Below are 16,055 nucleotides of genomic sequence, written 5' to 3'. Positions count from 1 at the left end.
GGAGGTCCATCGATGTACCTGCGCAGAGCCTGCTCCGTCCTCGCCGCCACCGCACTGGCCACGACGCTGGTCGCACCGGCGGCGCTTGCCGCGCCTGCGGCCCACTCCTCCACCGCGCCCACGGGAACGCGGAGCCTGGCGGCGGTGCTCACTGCGGACGGCGACACCTTCGACCACAACTGGTACGACTACGACATCCTCGCGCAGGCAGTCCTGGCCGTCCTCGCCGCCAAGCCGAAAAGCGCGGTCGGGGTGCTGACGGACGGCACCGTGCCGTTGACGGCCTTCCTGCCCAACGACCGCGCGTTCCAGGTGCTCGTCGCCGACCTGACCCATCGCTGGCCACGCACCGAGGAGAAGACCTTCGCGGCGCTCGCCGATGCCGTCGGCATCGACGCGATCGAGAAGGTTCTGCTCTACCACGTCGTTCCCGGCGCGACGATCGACTCCACCGCCGCGCTGGGGTCCGACGGCGCGCGGCTCGCCACGGCCCTGCCCGGCGCGTCCATCACCGTCGACGTCATCTCCCGTCGCTTCAAGCTCGTGGCGCTGCGTGACAACGACAAGAACGACATCGACCCGCTGCTCAACCCTCGAGCCCTGGACATCAACAAGGGCAACAAGCAGATCGCGCACGGCATCGTCCTGGTGCTGCGCCCGCTCGACCTCTGAGCCGTCCCGACGGCTCCCCCTGATCCGCCCCACCATGTCCCACCGATCAAGAGACGAGGAACCCTGATGAAGAAGATCTCGCGCCTGCTCGCCGGCGCCGCCCTTGCCGTGGCAGCTGCCGGATTCGCGGCGCCTGCCCACGCGGCCGACGACGCCACCGTCACGGTGGTCCACGGCATCCCCGGTGCCACCGTCGACGTCTATGCCAACGGCAAGGAGCTGCTCGACAACTTCAAGCCCGGCACGGTCACCGACGCCCTCAAGATCCCCGCGGGTCAGTACGACCTCAAGGTCACCGCGCCGAATGCCGGGGCCGGCGGCGCAGCCATCGTCGAGGCCAAGGGCGTCACCGTCCCCGCCGGGGCCAACGTGTCGGTCGTCGCCCACCTCACCGCCGCTGGGAAGCCGGCGCTGACCCCCTACGTCAACGACGTCTCGAAGGTCGCCGCCGGGCAGGCCCGTCTCACCGTCCGGCACACGGCCGCCGCCCCGGCGGTCGACGTCCGAGCCAACGGTGCGGTGGCCTTCAAGAACCTGACCAACCCCAAGGAGGCCAAGGCGGACCTGCCTGCCGGGACGATCAACGCGGACGTGACCCTCGCCGGGACCAAGACCGTCGCCATCGGTCCGGCCAAGCTCACGTTGGCCGAGGGGACGAACACGATCGTGTACGCCTACGGCAGCGCCGCGGACAAGACCCTGGCCCTGGCGGTGCAGACGATCTCCGGCCTGCACTCCGCCCCCGGTGGTGTGCCGGCCGGGTCCGGTGGCCAGGCCGCCCAGCAGTCGGACCTGTCCCGCGCGGCCCTCGTGGGCTCGGTGGCGCTCGTTGCCGGGGCCCTGGTGCTCCTGCGTCGTCGCTCCGCCACCGCCCGGGTCTGATCCGGGACCGACCGGGCCCGACCAGGGACCACGATGCACGTGACGGGTTCTCGCCGGAGGGTGGCGGCCGCAGCGGCCGCCGCCCTCCTCGCGGGCGCCCTCACGGCGTGGGTCACCCGCCCCGGTGTGACCGACGACGCGGGAGCGCTGCGCCGGGCGGCCGTCGCCACCCCGGCCTCAGCTGCGACCACTGCCCCCAGCACCTCGCCCCCCAGCACCTCGCCCCCCAGCGCCTCCAACCCCGGCCCTTCTGCCCCCGGCCCCTCAGCCCGGCCCACCCCGGGGCCCACCGCCACGGGCCAGGCCACCAGCACCCCGACGGGCGCACCGCTGGGACCCCCCTCCCGGCTGGAGGTGCCACAGCTGGGGGCCCGCATGGTCGTCGAAGCCGTTGGCGTCGATCGCCGGGGCGACATGGGCATCCCCCCGGACCCGCGGATCGCCGGCTGGTACCGCTTCGGGGCCTCCCCCGGCAGCGCCCACGGCGCCACCGTGCTGGCGGCCCACGTGGACGACCGGACGTACGGCATCGGCCCCCTGGCCCGACTGTCGACCCTGCGCCGCGGCGACGCCGTGACCGTCATGGTGGGCGCCACGGTGCACCGCTACCGGGTCACCACGGTGTTGCGCCTCGACAAGGACTCGCTCGACACCGCCGCACTGTTCGACCTGGACGGACCCGCTCGGCTGCACCTGGTCACCTGCGGGGGCGCCTTCGACCCGGCCACCGGTCACTACGAGGACAACATCGTCGTCGTCGCGAGCCCGGTGGGCTGAGTCCCCCATGGCTACAGTGGAAGACGTGTTGGCCCTGGACGAGCTGGTCGCGGACCAGGACGACCTCGCCGTTCGTCTCGCGTCGGGATCGCGCGAGGCCCTTGCCGAGGTCTACGAACGATGGGCCTCCCTGGTCCACACGATCGCCCTGCGCTCCCTCGGCAACACCCACGACGCAGAAGACGTCACGCAGCAGGTGTTCGTGTCGGCCTGGAGCAGTCGGCACACCCTGAAGCCCGACGAGGGCTCGCTGCCGGGGTGGCTGGTCGGCATCACCCGCCACCGCATATCCGACGTCCGCACCCAGCGCTACCGTCGCTCCCGCAACGTGGCAGCCGTGGCGGCGGTGACCCCCGACGCGGGCCGGGCGGCGCCAGAGCCGGACATCGCCCAACGACTCCACGTGGCCCACGAGATCGACGCGCTGGGCGAACCCCGCGCTACGGTGCTGCGGCTGGCCTTCATCGAGGACCGTCCGCAGGAGGAGATCGCCCAACGCCTCGACCTGCCACTGGGCACCGTGAAGAGCCACGTCCGGCGAGGACTGGTGCAGCTGCGCAGACGACTGGAGGAGGTGGACGGTGTCACACCCTGATGAAGAGACCCTCGCGGGACTGGCGTTCGGTGACCCCGACGTCCCGGCCCCGGATGTCGACCACGTCTCCACCTGTCCGAGCTGCAGCGCCACGGTGGCGGAGCTGCGCCGCGTGGTCGCGGTCGTCGCGGCCTCGCCCACGCAGCTCGACCTGACGAGCCCTCCTGACGGACTGCTGGACCGCATCGAGGCCCAGATCGACGACGACCAGCAGGAGGCTGGCCGGTCGGTGCTCCATCCGGCTGAGGGTCCGCGGGTGGCGCCCGCACCGCACAACTCCATCGAGGTCGCAGCCCGCCGCAGGTGGATGCCCGCGGCGTGGGCGGGCGGTGCGGCTGCGGCGGGCATCGCCATCGGACTGCTTGCGGGGTATGCCGTGTGGAACGAACCGGCCGCACCGGCAGCGGTGGAGGTGGCCAACACCCGGCTCGACACGCTGGACACCCGTCAGTGGCAAGGCACGGCGACGTTGGTGCGGGACCACGGCCACGAGTCGCTGACCGTGAACACCCAGCGTCTCGACCCGGGTTCGGGATACCTGGAGGTGTGGCTGATCAACCGCGACGGCAAGCGGATGGTCTCCCTCGGCGTGCTGCGTGCCGACGGCCGGTCCTCGTTCCCCGTGACCCAGCAGCTGATCGACGAGGGCTACGTCGTCGTCGACATCTCGAAGGAGGCGTTCGACGACAAGCCTGCGCACTCGGGAGACAGCCTGCTGCGTGGAACTCTCGCCGGCTGACCTCGCCGAGGTCCTCAGCGCTCGCAGACGAGCCCGTCGTGATCGCGGTCCTGGTACCAGTCGTACTCAGGGTCGACGCCACGGCGGTAGGGACCGTAGCCGGCGGCGTTGGCCTCGCGACACGTCCTGAACTGCGGGTCCGTGCGGGAGGCCTTTGCCGTCGCGGACGGCCTGGGGACGCTGCCGGTGGACGTCGGCGTCGCGGTGACGGCGGGGGCGACGGCGCCGCCGCCGAGGGGGACGGCCTTCGCGGTCGGCAGCGCCTGACCGGGACAGCCACTGAGCACCCGGATGATCGCGTCCCGCTCGGCGGCGGTGACCCAGAGGCCATACCGGTGCTTGACCGCGACCTGGCGCGCGACGTAGCCGCACCGGACCGCCTTGGTCGGGGGCAGCCAGGTGGCTGCGTCGCCGTCACCCTTGGCGGCGTTCGTCGGCCCGTCGACGGCGAGCAGGTTGAGGGGGTCGTTGGCGAAGGCCGTCCGCTTCGACGTCGCCCACTGCTGGGCGCCCTTCTGCCAGGCGTCGGAGAGCGCGACGACGTGGTCGATCTGGACGGCGGTGGACGTGCCGGGACCGCGGACGAAGGCGATGGTCCTGCCCGTGTAGGGGTCCTTCAGCGTGCCCTTGAGGACGAGGCAGCCGTTGGTGCCGGCCTTCACGGTGAAGCGGACGAGGTCACGGCGCAGGATGTCGTTGCGGGTGTCGCACCCGTTGCGGTCGACGTCGGCCCAGGCCTGGCCGAACCGGGCCCGGTCGTAGCCGGTCTTCGGCGCGCGTCCCTTGACCGTCAGGGTGGCCAGGGTCGTGATGGCGGCGCCGGCGCGGACGGTGGTCGTGGCAGCCGTCGCGGCCTTCGAGGGTGCGGGGGTCGTTGGGTGCGACGTCGGCCACGCCTTGGTCCCAGCGGTCCCCGTGACGGCGGTCGCGGAACCGGGGGTCGGCTGCGCGGCTGAAGCGGGCTCGGCCTCCGCGCTGCTCGACCCTGTGCTCGTGGCCGGACCGGTCGGCGTGGAGAAGGCCGGCGAGTCTGCGTTCGCCGGCACGCAGCCGGAGACCGCACAGACGAGCACGACCAACGCGGTGGCAGCGGGCCAGTGGAGGTCGGGGCGACGAATCATGAGGAAGGACAGGCACTTTCGATGGGCGAGGTCGTCACGCTACGTCATCGCCCGAGACCGTCCCACCGAACCGCACCAAACCTGACCAAAGAGACGATCCGTGGTCGCGGCGCCGGCCGGCCCTGCGCCCCGCTCAGTCCCGGCGGATGGCGTAGTCGATGGGCTTGCAGACCCCGCCGTTGGACTTCTCGGCCGAACACGCCGTGAGTCCGACGTGGAGGTCCATCTCGGCACGCACCGAGAACCGGTCGCCAGCGACCGAGGTCGGCGGGTCGATGTGCAGCTCACCCGAGGACTCCGGCCACACGTTCATGAAGATGTTGAGCGTCGTGCCCACCATGTCCTCGGTGACCCCGAACGGCGCGAGACCGGTCACGAGGTTCTCCAGGCAGCTGGGGTGGTACGCCCCCTCGAAGTGGGGGTAGAGCAGGTCGAAGGTCTGCTGGCTGCACGGGGTGAGCAGGAAGTCGTGGCGGCCGCAGGTGTCCTCCACCACCGTGAGCATCGGCGTGCTCCGGTTGCTGTAGAGCGTGTGGCCCGTGGTGAGGAAGATCGTGTTGGCGTAGTCGATCGTGCGACCGCCGGAGAGGCGCTCGTCGTGGTCCTCGGCCGCGAAGCAGAACAGGTCGCTGACCTGGCCACCCGTCGGGTCGACCACGGTGAGGACCTCCCCCGCGCGCAGCAGGAACCCCGTCCCGGTCTGGGGCGCCAGCCGTCGCAGCCCGCCGTCCTGTGTCGGGGAGGTGTCCTTGGTGGGGGAGGTGGTGGTGGAGGTGTCCTGCCCGGTGGGGGCGTCCTGCGTCGTCACGAGCTCTCCTCGTCGAAGGTCACTGGGGCGGCCCAGTCGGTGGGTACGGCTCGTCCCGAGTACTGGCGAGCCTCCGAGCTGCTGCCATGGTCGGCGACCATGGGGTTGACGTCACCCTGCAGGGCGGTGTCGCGGCGCCTGATGGTGTCACGCATACGCTCGAACCGGTCTGAGCCCCGCAGGTCCTCGAACTGCTGGTGTAGGTTGAACACCAGGGTGGGCAGTGGTGTGCGACGGGCGATCCGGGACGAGGCGGGGTGCAGGCCGACGACGAAGTAGGCGGTCCCGGCGAGGCTGAAGGCGAAGTGCGGGTTGGCCGGGTCGTCGGACACCTCCGGGCTCCATGCCTGTTGGTCGGCCTCGTGCAGCAGCTGCAGCTGCTGCCACAGGAGTGACTCGAACTGCGACTCCTGGTCGATGCCGGTGTCCCGGAAGACCGCGACGAGGGAGGCGAACCCCGCGTCCGGGTCGGTGTCCCGGCCGAAGCTGCGCAGCGCGTCGAGCAGCTGGGCGGTCCCTTCGGTGGTGGCCATCTGCTCGAGGACCACGACCGTCGCCCGGTCACGGTTGAACACCGACCGCGCGCCGAGGCAGGGGTACTCCGGGTGCAGCACCATGGTCTCGAGGGCACCGGCCACCTCCGCCGTCTGGAGGCGCTCCGGGTCTTCCGCAAGGTCCCGGGTCAGGTCCTGCAGGTTCGGTTCGTCACGTGTCTCGGTCACCGTCAGGAGACCACCGCGTCGACGACCTTCTTGAGGGCGCTGGGCTGGGCGGGCGACCGGGGTGCGGTCTTCTTCGCCTCCAGCAGTCGCTCACCGAGCTCGCTCAGCTGCTTGCGCCCCAGGCCCTCGCGCACCTTCGGGAACCAGTCGTTCTCCTCCTCGTCCATGTGGTGCCGGACGTTCTCGATGAGGACGGTCGTCTTGGCGTGGAACCGCTCGTCCGACGGCTTCATGGGCACCAGCTCCATGACGAGGACGTCCGCCACGTGGTGCTCCTCGTACGACTCCAGCACGTCGTCCTCGAGGTCGGGCAGCAGGCGACGCACCTCGGGGTACATCACCTCGTTCTCGATGTAGGTGTGCACGGTGAGGAGCTCGATGACCTTCTTCACGATCGACCCCTGGCGGGCCGGTGTGGTGGTCGACTTCTCGAACTCGCGAAAGAGCGCGCGGACCTCTTTGTGGTCGGCTCGCAGGATGGTGATGGCGTCGGTCGACATGGGTGCTCCTGGGCGGCGATGACACCGAGCCACGCGACCCGGTAGTCATCACCTACCCCGGCGCCCCCGACTGCAAACGTGCTGGGACCTCATGCCGCCTTGGCGTCGGCACGTCGACCGGCCCACTGGGAGGCCACCTCGGCCACCCCCATGAAGATGAGCAGCCAGCCGCCGACCTGCAGCAGGATGGTGAGGGTCAGGGACGGCCAGTACAGGATGACCGCGGCCCCGACGACCGACAGGACCCCACCGATCGCATACAGCCACGAGAACCCTTCGGGCCGGGTGACGGCGGTGATGAGGTCCGAGACGCCTTCGATGAACCACCCCAGGCTGACCAGCACGGCGATGACGGCGACCGAGGTGAAGGGGTTGCGCACGCAGACCAGCCCCAGCACCAGGATCAGGACCCCGCTCACCCCCAGGAGCGCCCTCAGCCACCCCTCCATGGTGGAGCTCCTCGTGGCGACCACGACGCGACGGATGCCGACCACCACCAGGTGGAGGCCGAACAGCACGGCGAGGACGACGAGCGTGGCATCGGGCCAGACCAGGATCACGACGCCCAGGACGAGGCTGACCACCCCGGCAGCCATGGCCAGTCGACCGACGGTCACGGCGGGTCCACCTGGGCCACGGGGACGACCGGTCCCTTGGTGCCCGACCTCGTTCGTGCCTCTGCTCGTGTCAGTCATTGCTTCCTCCGGCGCTGCCTGGACGTCCACCGTCACGTCGCGAACCCCTCCAGCGTGTCCGTGCCCGGGACCATCGACCCGGGTCGATGGTCCCTGAACCCCCTCCGTCACGCGACCGCGACGCGTAGGTTCCGGGCATGAGCACCGCACCCGCCCCCACCACCGCCTCAGCGCTCGCCGAGGACGTGCGCCGGGGTCGCACCACCGCCGTGACCCTCGTGCGTGAGGCGATCGGGCGCATCGAGCAGCGAGACCCTGCGATCGGGGCGTTCCAGGTGGTGCGGGCCGAGCGCGCCGTTGCCGAGGCGACCGCCGTGGACGCGCGGGACGACCTGCGCAGCCTTCCCCTCGCCGGGGTGCCGGTGGCCGTGAAGGACAACGTGCCCGTCGCCGGCGAGCCGATGCGGGTCGGGACGGAGGCGTCCGACCCGACACCGCAGACCTCCGACCACCCCGTCGTCGCCCGGCTGCGCGCCGCGGGTGCCGTCGTGGTCGGCCTCACCCGCGTGCCCGAGCTGTGCGTCTACGGAGCCACCGACTCCGTCTTCGGGATCACCCGCAACCCCTGGGACACCTCCCGCACCTCCGGAGGTTCGTCCGGTGGCAGCGCTGCAGCTGTCGCCGCCGGTATGGTGCCGGTCGCCCACGGCAACGACGGCATGGGTTCGATCCGCATCCCTGCGGCCTGCTGCGGCCTGGTCGGCATCAAGCCCGGTGCCGACGTGGTGCCGTCGGAGCTGGGCAACGGCTCGTGGTTCGGCTTCGCCGAGAACGGCCCCCTCACGACCACGGTGGCAGACAGCGCCCTCCTGCTCTCGGTCATGGCCGACCAGCCAGGTCTCGCTTCCGCTGCGTCGGCGGACCCGGGCCGGCTGCGCATCGCGGTGACCGTGGCGGCACCGGCCCGGGGCATCCCCGTCGACCCGCAGTTCGTCACGGCCACCCGGTCCAGCGCCGACCTCCTGCGCGGCGCCGGGCACCGACTGGTCGAGCGCACGCTCAGGGTGTCGCCGGCGTCGACCCTGGCTGGGGTCGCCACGTGGTGCGCCGGCACCGAACGTGACGCCCAGCTCATGGTCGACCGGACGCGCCTGTCGAAGCCGGTCGCCAGGCACGCCAGAGCAGGCCGGGTGCTCCTTCGGGCAGGCCTCCCCCGCGAGTCGGCCCGTGCAGCGTGGCGCGCCACCGCCCTGGAGTTCTTCGAGGACGTGGACCTGCTCCTGACGCCGGGCCTGGCGCAGGAGCCTCTGGCGGCCGACCGGTGGAGTGGCAAGGGATGGCTGAGGAACCTCCGCGCGAACAGCAGCTACGCACCATTCGGTGCGCCGTGGAACATGGCGGGATGGCCGGCCATCGTCGTGCCGACGGGGCAGCGGACCACCAGTGGACTGCCGTTGTCGGTGCAGCTGGTCGCTCCTCCCGGTGGTGAGGCGCGGTTGCTGTCCGTGGCCGCGCAGCTCGAGCAGCTGGCGCCGTGGCCCCTGGTCGCCCCTGCCTACGCGGGGGCGACCGCGGTGTAGGCGTCAGGTCGCCGGACGGGACTTTCTCCCCTGACCGAACGCCGACCGCCCGCATTGACTGGCTTCGTGGCGCGCCGTGACCAGTGACCGGTCGACAGCGGTGGCTGTCGCGACCCCCTCGAGCTCGATCGCCGTCGCTGCCGGTTCGCAGTCGGTCAAGGACGTGGCGGCGGCCCAGGGTGTGTCCGTCGACCACGGCCTCTCCTCCGTCGATGCTGCGGGCAGGCGTCAGACCTGGGGGCCGAACGCCATCGCCACCCACCGGGTCAACGCCCTGGCCGTGCTGGGACGTCAGCTCCGCTCCCCCTTGCTCGGGCTCCTCGCCGTGGCCGCGGCCGTGTCCTTCTCCGTCGGGGAGCGCTCCGACGCCGTCATCATCGGGACGATCCTGGGGGCGTCGGTATGCCTCGGGTTCGTCAACGAGTACCGCGCCGAACGCGCGGCCGCCGCCCTGCACGACCAGATCCACCACCGGTCCCTGGTCCGGCGCGACGGCCGGCGCCAGCAGGTGGACGTCCTGGACCTGGTGCCCGGGGACCTCGTCGACCTGGGCGTCGGGGACGTGGTCCCCTGCGACCTTCGTCTGTCCCGTGTCGAGGGCCTCGAGTGCGACGAGTCCATCCTCACCGGTGAGTCGGTCCCCGTCGAGAAGGACACCGACCCGGTGCCCCGCGGGACGCCCCTGGGCGAGCTTCGAGGGGTGGCCCTCATGGGCACCATCGTCCACGCAGGGCAGGGCACCGGCATCGCCGTGGCCACCGGCATGTCGACGGAGTTCGGGAGGATCGCCGCCGGCCTGAGCGCCCGGGAGCTGGAGACCGGGTTCCAGCGCGGCCTGCGCCAGTTCTCGCTGCTGCTGGTCTACGTGGCCGGCGTCCTGACCACCTCGATCTTCGTCATCAACATCGCCCTGCAGAGGTCACTGCTGGACTCCCTGCTGTTCTCCCTGGCCATCGCGGTGGGCATCACCCCGCAGCTGCTGCCGGCCGTCGTGTCCACGAGCCTCGCTGCCGGGTCACGCCGGATGCGCCAGCAGCGGGTTCTCGTCAAGAGACTGGTGTGCATCGAGGACCTCGGTGACGTCGACGTGCTCTTCACCGACAAGACGGGCACCCTCACCGACGGCAGGATCACGTTCGCACGCGCCATACCGGCGGACGCGGGCCGGGCCCTCGACGTGCTCCAGTGGGGGCTCCTCTGCACCGACCTCGAGGGCGCCGGCACGGCGGCCGGGAACCCCCTCGACGCAGCACTGTGGTCGGCCCCCGCCGTGGGCGGCTGCCAGCAGTGGCTGGGCCGCTGGACGCGGATCCTCACGGCGCCGTTCAACCACGAGTCCAGGCTCACCTCGGTCGTGGTCCGGGATCTCGAGGGTCACCAGGTGGAGGTCGTCAAGGGCGCCCCCGAAGCGGTGCTGCGCCGCTGCACCGATGTGCCCGCTGCCTGCACGAGGGCACTGGAGGCGGAGTTCGCCGCCGGCAACAGGGTCGTCGCTGTGGGCACCCGACCGGTCCCGGTGGGAGCACCACCACCACCCGACGAGGCCGCCCCCGGGCCCCTGCGGCTCAGCGGCCTCCTGGTCTTCCTCGACCCGCCGAAGCTGGGGGCGCAGACCTCGTTGGCCAGGCTGAGGGCGCTGGGCGTGGTGGTCAAGATCGTGACCGGCGACAACGCCGTCGTCGCGGCCAAGGTCGCCAGCGACCTCGGCCTGGTCGGGATGGAGGACACGGGTGTGGTCGACGGGGCCGAGCTGGACGACCTCGACGACCGGGCGCTGGCCGCTCGGCTGGGCAGCACAGCGGTGTTCGCCCGGGTCAGTCCCGAGCAGAAGGCACGGATCGTCCGGGCCCAACGCACGCAGGCCGGTGGCGTCGCCTTCCTTGGTGACGGCGTCAACGACGCCCTCGCCCTGCACGCCGCCGACGTAGGGATCTCGGTGGAGTCGGGTACCGATGTCGCCAAGGACGCCGCCGACGTCATCCTGCTGGAGAAGGACCTCGACGTCCTGGCCGACGGGGTCGTGGAGGGGCGGCGGATCTTCGCCAACACGATCAAGTACGTGCTCATGGGGACGTCGAGCAACTTCGGCAACATGTTCTCCGCCGCCGGCGCCTCGCTGTTCCTGTCGTTCCTGCCGATGCTGCCGTCGCAGATCCTGCTCAACAACCTCCTCTACGACACGAGCCAGCTGGCGATCCCCACCGACGGTGTCGACGAGGAACAGCTGCGTCGACCATCCCACTGGGACATCTCGTTCATCCGGCGATTCATGGTGGTGTTCGGACCGCTCAGCTCGATCTTCGACTTCGCCACCTTCTGGGTGATGCTGCAGGTCTTCCACTCGGGACCGGCGCAGTTTCGCTCCGGGTGGTTCGTGGAGTCCCTGGCCACCCAGACCCTCATCGTCTTCTCGATTCGCACCCGGAGGGTACCGTTCCTGCGGAGCACACCGAGCGCTGCGCTGGTCGTGGCTGCCGTGGGCGTCGTCCTCACCGGTGCCGCACTGCCTGCGACCGGGCTCGCCCCCGCTCTCGGGTTCGAGCCCCTTCCCACGGACTTCTTCCTGGCCCTGGTGGGGATGATCGTGACGTACCTCGTGGTGGTCGAGGTCGCCAAGACCTGGTTCTACCGGCTCGCGGTCTCGCAACCCGCGGTGCGCCCCGTACCGCCTCACCCGCATGCGCGCCGGCTGCATCGTCGAGGGCGCAGGTTCACCACGAGCGAGCGGGTGCGACCCGCCGTCCCGCTCCGAGGAAGCGACCCGAAGCCGCCATCCTGACGCGCGTCCCGGCGAGCTCGAGGATGGTCGGGGTCGTCAGCCGGTGAGCGAGCGGTGGAAACGGAAGCTCGCCAGCCCCACCAGCACGATCGCGAACGCAGCGAGCACGCCGAGCTCGAGCGCGATGCTGGCCACGTCGCCCCCGCGAGAGATCACGATGGTCCAGGCGTCGACCGCCCAGGCCTGGGGCGCGACGTGGCCGATGGTGCGCATCGCCGGCGAGACGATGGCCAGCGGCCACATGCACCCACCGAGCATGCCCAGACCGATCCCCAGGGCCGGCCCGATCGCGCTGGCCTGCTCGGGTGTGCGGAAGAGCGTGCCGCTGAGCATGCCCGCGCCCATCCCCACCAGAGCCCAGACCGCGACCAGCGCGCCGGCAGCCCAGGGATTGCCCCAGCTGACACCGAAGAAACCGACCCCCACCCCGACGATCAGGGCTGACTGCAGCAGTGCGAGCAGCAGGTAGGCGCATCCCTCACCGAGGACGACGTCGAGCGGCCGCACCGGTGCCGCCATGATGCGGTCGTAGAGCTTCAGCCCCCGAGTCTGGATCATTGCCGCGCCACCGGCCAACGCGTTCACGAACACGAACAGCACCAGCATCGTGGGGGCGCTGTAGCCGAAGCCCGCGGGCAGGATGTCGCTGGCTCCGTTGACGACGTCCGTCCGGACGGCGACCGTCGGCACACCGGTCTGGAGCCGGCGGGCCAGAGCCAGGGCGGAGCCGACGTCGCGCCCCGAGTGGGCGGTCGCGAAGGCGGCGGCCTGGAACTGCGCAGCATGGTGGCCGACCACGGCACCGACAGCGGTGTCGGCAGCCTGCCGGTTCCCCGCAGCAGAGGTGTCGATGGTCGTGAGGGTGGCCGGCAGACCTGCGAGGAGACGGGCACCGTAGTGAGCGGGAACCACGACGGCCACGTCCTGTTGGCCGCGACGTACTGCTGTCCGGGCGGCGTCGATGTCGGGCAGGTGCACGAGCGTGATGCCCCTCGAGGTGTCGAGGTCGTGCACGAGTCCGGACGCCACCGCACTCCGGTCGAGGTCGACCACGGCGACGCGCACGCCGCTCCGTCCCCCGACCGTGACCCCGATGACCAGGATGACCAGGACCGGGAGCAGCACGACGAAGAACATCGAGGTGCGGTCCCGCACCATCCGCCGCAGGGACACGGTCGTGATCGCCAGCGCGGTCATCGTCGGACGGCCCGTCGCGAGCCGACGGCGGCAAGGACACCGACGACCAGGGCGAAACAGAGGATGGCAAGCACCGGACCGGCGGTCGCCTCCCCGGCGGACGCGCCCGTGGACAGGTCGGTGAAGGCGCGCAGGGCCCAGCCGTTCGGCGTGAGCAGGGCCAGGGTTCGCACGGCCGCCGGAGCGCTCGCGAGGACGATGAAGTTGCCGCCCAGCAGCACCAGGCCGAAGGTCACGATCGACGCGAGCCCGTCGGCCTGGCGCTCGGTCCGCGACAGCGTCGTCACCGCGGCGGTCAACGCGACCAGCGTGATGGCCAGGCAGGTGACGATCGCGGCCACCGCCCACGGGGGACCCCAGTAGGCGTGGAAGGCGACGGTGGTGACGACGTACATGGTGGTCAGGCTGGCCACGCCGTACGCGAAGGTGGCCAGCGACTTCCCTGCCAGAAGGGACCACGCCGGTACCGGTGCGGCCATGATGCGGTCTAGCGTCCCGCCGCGCCGCTCCATGAAGAAACCGCGGGCCCCGAACCCGATGGAGAAGAACATGAAGAAGATGCCCATGGCGGGTCCGTAGTAGCCGATCGCCGTGACCGCCCGGCGGCCGGACAACGCGTGCACGGTGGAGACGGGGAGCCGAAGCTCGGCGGAGGCGGACGCCAGGGCAGGCGCCGAGCGCGCCGGTGCCCCAGCAGCCAGGGCGGTCGCCACACTCAGCCTGTCGGCGTCGAGCTGGGCCGTGAACGAGTGCGTCAGGGCCTCGGCCAGCTGGGCGTCGATGGCGTGGTCGACGCTCGCGAGGACCGTCACCGGCGTGGGACGACCACCATGGGCCGCCGCCGTGAAGGTGGAGGGCACGACGATGGCCGCACCGGCCGTGCCTGCGTCCACGTCGCTCCTGGCGCGCGCGATGCTCGACACGGCGCGCACCGTGAGGACCTTGCTCACCTGTGGGTCGTGCAGCATCTGGACGAAGGCGGCTGACACCTCGCCGTGGTCCTGGTCCACGAGGTCGAGGGTGGTGTGGAAGGAGTCCGTGCCCTGGAAGGCGAAGCTCATGAGGGCGGCGATCACCAGCGGGGCGACGAACCCGAGGACGAGGGCGGAACGGTCCCGCATCCTCTGGCGCAGGTCCTTGTGCGCGATGAGCAGGGCGGTGCGCATCTCACTCCCGCAGGGCTGAGCCGGTCAGGTGCAGGAACACGGCCTCGAGATCCGGTTCGACGACGCGGACGCTCTTGACCACCGCCTGGCTCGCCTCAGCGAGCTCGAACAGCCTCGGCAGCACCCGCCGTCCCTGACCGGTCAGCACGTGCACGAGGCCGCCACGTGCCGATGCGCTCTCGACGTCGGGCAGCGCACGGCAGGCCAGCACGAACCCGTCGACGTCACCGGTCACCTCCAGCTCGACCCGGTCGCGCTCACTGACGAGGTCCACGAGCTCGCGATGGGTCCCTTCGGCGACCATCCGGCCGTGGTCGATGATGCCGACCCGGTCACAGAGCCGCTCGGCCTCTTCCATGTAGTGGGTCGTGTAGAGGACCGCGGTCCCCGACCGCCCGAGGTTCCGGACCGACTCGAGGATCGCGTGCCGGCTCTGCGGATCCACACCGACCGTGGGCTCGTCGAGGATCAGCAGGAGGGGCTCGTGGACGAGGCCGGCACCGATGTTGAGGCGCCGCTGCATACCTCCGGAGAAGGAGTCGACCCGGTCCTCGGCGCGGTCGCGGAGGTCGACGATCTCGAGCACCGCATCGACCCGGGTGTCGAGAGCCCTCCCGGCCAGTCCGTAGAGACGCCCGAAGAAGCCGAGGTTCTCCCGCGCCGTGAGGTCCGGGTAGAGGGCGATGTCCTGCGGCACGTAGCCGATCGACGCGCGTCCGTCGTGGGTCCGCCCACCGATGGCGCGCCCGGCGACGACGACGTCACCGCCATCCCTGCCGAGCAACCCGCAGACCATCCTGATCGTCGTGGTCTTGCCGGCCCCGTTCGGGCCGAGGAGACCATAGGTCTCCGACGGCCGGACCTCGAGGCTGACGTCGTCGACGGCGACGCGGTCCCCGAAGCGACGGGTCAGGTGCCGACAGGTGAGGACAGGCGTCCGCGTCCTCGCCGAGGCTGCGATGCCTGGGGCGGCAACACTCACGTCCCCGTCTCCCCCGACACGCACCCACTGGCGCCTGTGCTCATGGTCGCCATGCCTCGAGCACCCGCTGGTCGAAGCCCTTCACGATCAGCCACGCGGCCAGCACCATCTCCTGCAGCCCGATGGGCGCGGCGAGGGCCACCTGACCGGGCGACAAGGGGGTGATGGCGCCGTAGATGATCAGCACCGCGGCGACCATCAGCAAGCCGACACCGATGATCCCCCAGACGGACAGCCAGGTCGGGATCAGCCTGCTGCGGTAGAAGACCAGGTAGTAGGCCAGCCCACCGAGGCTGAACGCCATCAACAGTCCGACGTCCGCCAACCCGTGGTACTGCGCCAGCATCGTGTCGCCGATGGTCGCGTAGTGCGGGTCACGAGGCGCACCGGCGTCGACGAAGTCCCGGCTCAGAGTCAGCAGGGACCACAGGACCACCGTGCCCATGGCGTAGAACGTCCCCTCGATGACTCGCAGGCCGACAGCGCCCAGAGCCAGGCCGGGACCGAACCCGCGCAGCACCGGGTACAGCGCGATGGCGATCCCCGGTGCCGCGAGCGCAGCGATGAGGCCGAGCAGCACCCCCGTGGCGACCTGGGCCTGGTGAGCGGCAGCGTCGGTGAGGTATGCGGAGCCGGTCACCGGAGCGAGGAACGGCCCGCTGAGCAGGCTTGCCGTCGTGGCCACGACGAGCAGCACGCCTGCGACCACGGCATTCGTCCTCGGGTTACCAGCACGGTCCGGTCCGAGGGCGGCGTCCGGGTTGCTGCGGATGACGGTCGCCACGACGGTTCATCTCCTCAGCCGAGAGTCGAAGAATCCTGCACAGCCCCACGGTCGGTCAGCCGGCACGTGGATGTCAGAGGACAAGGTCCTGCTGGATGGCTGCGGTCGGCCGAAGA

Annotated in this window: 16 protein-coding genes; 7 read left to right on the top strand and 9 right to left on the bottom strand. The window is 71.1% G+C overall.

Features of this window, described 5'->3' with window-relative positions; genetic code table 11:
• The first annotated feature begins 12 nt into the window (after positions 1-12).
• The 5 genes from ABEG17_RS12360 (at position 13) to ABEG17_RS12340 (ending at position 3,665) form a co-directional block, all read left to right on the top strand.
• Positions 13-672 carry a fasciclin domain-containing protein gene (locus tag ABEG17_RS12360; RefSeq protein WP_406829777.1) on the top strand — a complete coding sequence of 220 codons (660 nt, stop codon included), beginning with the start codon at positions 13-15 and terminating at the stop codon, positions 670-672.
• 66 nt (positions 673-738) lie between these two features.
• The gene (locus tag ABEG17_RS12355; RefSeq protein ID WP_406829776.1) at positions 739-1,554 is read left to right on the top strand and encodes a DUF4397 domain-containing protein; all 816 of its coding nucleotides are present in this window, start codon (positions 739-741) and stop codon (positions 1,552-1,554) included.
• A gap of 39 nt (positions 1,555-1,593) precedes the next feature.
• A complete protein-coding gene (locus ABEG17_RS12350) occupies positions 1,594-2,331 on the top strand; it encodes a class F sortase (protein WP_406829775.1) in 738 nt (245 codons plus the stop codon).
• Between the two features lie 25 nt (positions 2,332-2,356).
• On the top strand, positions 2,357-2,926 hold the full coding sequence (locus ABEG17_RS12345) for an RNA polymerase sigma factor (RefSeq protein WP_406829774.1): 570 nt from the start codon (positions 2,357-2,359) through the stop codon (positions 2,924-2,926).
• A complete protein-coding gene (locus ABEG17_RS12340; RefSeq protein ID WP_406829773.1) occupies positions 2,913-3,665 on the top strand; it encodes an anti-sigma factor domain-containing protein in 753 nt (250 codons plus the stop codon). The genes ABEG17_RS12345 and ABEG17_RS12340 overlap by 14 nt, the downstream gene beginning before the upstream one ends.
• Positions 3,666-3,679: 14 nt before the next feature.
• Here ABEG17_RS12340 and ABEG17_RS12335 read toward each other — a convergent pair whose 3' ends face one another.
• The 5 genes from ABEG17_RS12335 to ABEG17_RS12315 all read right to left on the bottom strand — a co-directional run bounded on the left by ABEG17_RS12335 (position 3,680) and on the right by ABEG17_RS12315 (position 7,433).
• Positions 3,680-4,786 carry a DUF1524 domain-containing protein gene (locus ABEG17_RS12335; protein WP_406829772.1) on the bottom strand — a complete coding sequence of 369 codons (1,107 nt, stop codon included), beginning with the start codon at positions 4,784-4,786 and terminating at the stop codon, positions 3,680-3,682.
• A 133-nt stretch (positions 4,787-4,919) separates the two neighbouring features.
• Positions 4,920-5,594, bottom strand: a complete 675-nt coding sequence (locus ABEG17_RS12330; RefSeq protein WP_406829771.1) for a DUF1989 domain-containing protein — start codon at positions 5,592-5,594, stop codon at positions 4,920-4,922.
• Positions 5,591-6,316 carry a guanitoxin biosynthesis heme-dependent pre-guanitoxin N-hydroxylase GntA gene (gene gntA / locus ABEG17_RS12325; RefSeq protein WP_406829770.1) on the bottom strand — a complete coding sequence of 242 codons (726 nt, stop codon included), beginning with the start codon at positions 6,314-6,316 and terminating at the stop codon, positions 5,591-5,593. The genes ABEG17_RS12330 and gntA overlap by 4 nt, the downstream gene beginning before the upstream one ends.
• A 2-nt stretch (positions 6,317-6,318) precedes the next feature.
• Positions 6,319-6,816 carry a hemerythrin domain-containing protein gene (locus tag ABEG17_RS12320; RefSeq protein WP_406829769.1) on the bottom strand — a complete coding sequence of 166 codons (498 nt, stop codon included), beginning with the start codon at positions 6,814-6,816 and terminating at the stop codon, positions 6,319-6,321.
• An 89-nt stretch (positions 6,817-6,905) separates the two neighbouring features.
• Positions 6,906-7,433: an HdeD family acid-resistance protein gene (locus ABEG17_RS12315; protein ID WP_406829768.1), complete on the bottom strand. Its 528-nt coding sequence runs from the start codon at positions 7,431-7,433 to the stop codon at positions 6,906-6,908.
• A 215-nt stretch (positions 7,434-7,648) separates the two neighbouring features.
• Between ABEG17_RS12315 and ABEG17_RS12310 the strand changes: the two genes are divergently transcribed.
• Both ABEG17_RS12310 and mgtA read left to right on the top strand, forming a co-directional pair.
• Positions 7,649-9,031, top strand: coding sequence for an amidase (locus ABEG17_RS12310; protein WP_406829767.1), 1,383 nt, complete (start codon positions 7,649-7,651; stop codon positions 9,029-9,031).
• Between the two features lie 100 nt (positions 9,032-9,131).
• Positions 9,132-11,810: a magnesium-translocating P-type ATPase gene (mgtA, locus tag ABEG17_RS12305; protein WP_406829766.1), complete on the top strand. Its 2,679-nt coding sequence runs from the start codon at positions 9,132-9,134 to the stop codon at positions 11,808-11,810.
• 36 nt (positions 11,811-11,846) lie between these two features.
• Here mgtA and ABEG17_RS12300 read toward each other — a convergent pair whose 3' ends face one another.
• Genes ABEG17_RS12300 through ABEG17_RS12285 form a run of 4 tightly spaced genes read right to left on the bottom strand, consistent with a single transcriptional unit; the run spans position 11,847 to position 15,939 of the window.
• Entirely contained in the window at positions 11,847-13,007 is a 1,161-nt protein-coding gene (locus ABEG17_RS12300; protein ID WP_406829765.1) for an ABC transporter permease, read from the bottom strand.
• Positions 13,004-14,173 carry an ABC transporter permease gene (locus ABEG17_RS12295; RefSeq protein WP_406829764.1) on the bottom strand — a complete coding sequence of 390 codons (1,170 nt, stop codon included), beginning with the start codon at positions 14,171-14,173 and terminating at the stop codon, positions 13,004-13,006. Before ABEG17_RS12295 ends, ABEG17_RS12300 begins: the two co-directional genes overlap by 4 nt.
• Position 14,174: 1 nt before the next feature.
• The gene (locus ABEG17_RS12290; RefSeq protein WP_406829763.1) at positions 14,175-15,155 is read right to left on the bottom strand and encodes an ABC transporter ATP-binding protein; all 981 of its coding nucleotides are present in this window, start codon (positions 15,153-15,155) and stop codon (positions 14,175-14,177) included.
• A 40-nt stretch (positions 15,156-15,195) separates the two neighbouring features.
• The gene (locus ABEG17_RS12285; RefSeq protein ID WP_406829762.1) at positions 15,196-15,939 is read right to left on the bottom strand and encodes a DUF4386 domain-containing protein; all 744 of its coding nucleotides are present in this window, start codon (positions 15,937-15,939) and stop codon (positions 15,196-15,198) included.
• Between the last annotated feature and the right edge of the window lie 116 nt (positions 15,940-16,055).

Source organism: Pedococcus sp. KACC 23699 (genome assembly GCF_045348425.1).
Lineage (GTDB): Bacteria > Actinomycetota > Actinomycetes > Actinomycetales > Dermatophilaceae > Pedococcus.
Note: the sequence above shows the minus strand (reverse complement) of the source record. Positions and strands in the feature narration are given on the sequence as shown.

Bases quoted from the DNA above. Each gene is read 5' to 3' on its own strand.
- ABEG17_RS12360 (WP_406829777.1), top strand. From the start codon at position 13: ATGTACCTGCGCAGAGCCTGCTCCGTCCTCGCCGCCACCGCACTGGCC.
- ABEG17_RS12355 (WP_406829776.1), top strand. From the start codon at position 739: ATGAAGAAGATCTCGCGCCTGCTCGCCGGCGCCGCCCTTGCCGTGGCA.
- ABEG17_RS12335 (WP_406829772.1), bottom strand. From the start codon at position 4,786: ATGATTCGTCGCCCCGACCTCCACTGGCCCGCTGCCACCGCGTTGGTC.
- ABEG17_RS12320 (WP_406829769.1), bottom strand. From the start codon at position 6,816: ATGTCGACCGACGCCATCACCATCCTGCGAGCCGACCACAAAGAGGTC.
- ABEG17_RS12310 (WP_406829767.1), top strand. From the start codon at position 7,649: ATGAGCACCGCACCCGCCCCCACCACCGCCTCAGCGCTCGCCGAGGAC.
- ABEG17_RS12300 (WP_406829765.1), bottom strand. From the start codon at position 13,007: ATGACCGCGCTGGCGATCACGACCGTGTCCCTGCGGCGGATGGTGCGG.
- ABEG17_RS12295 (WP_406829764.1), bottom strand. From the start codon at position 14,173: ATGCGCACCGCCCTGCTCATCGCGCACAAGGACCTGCGCCAGAGGATG.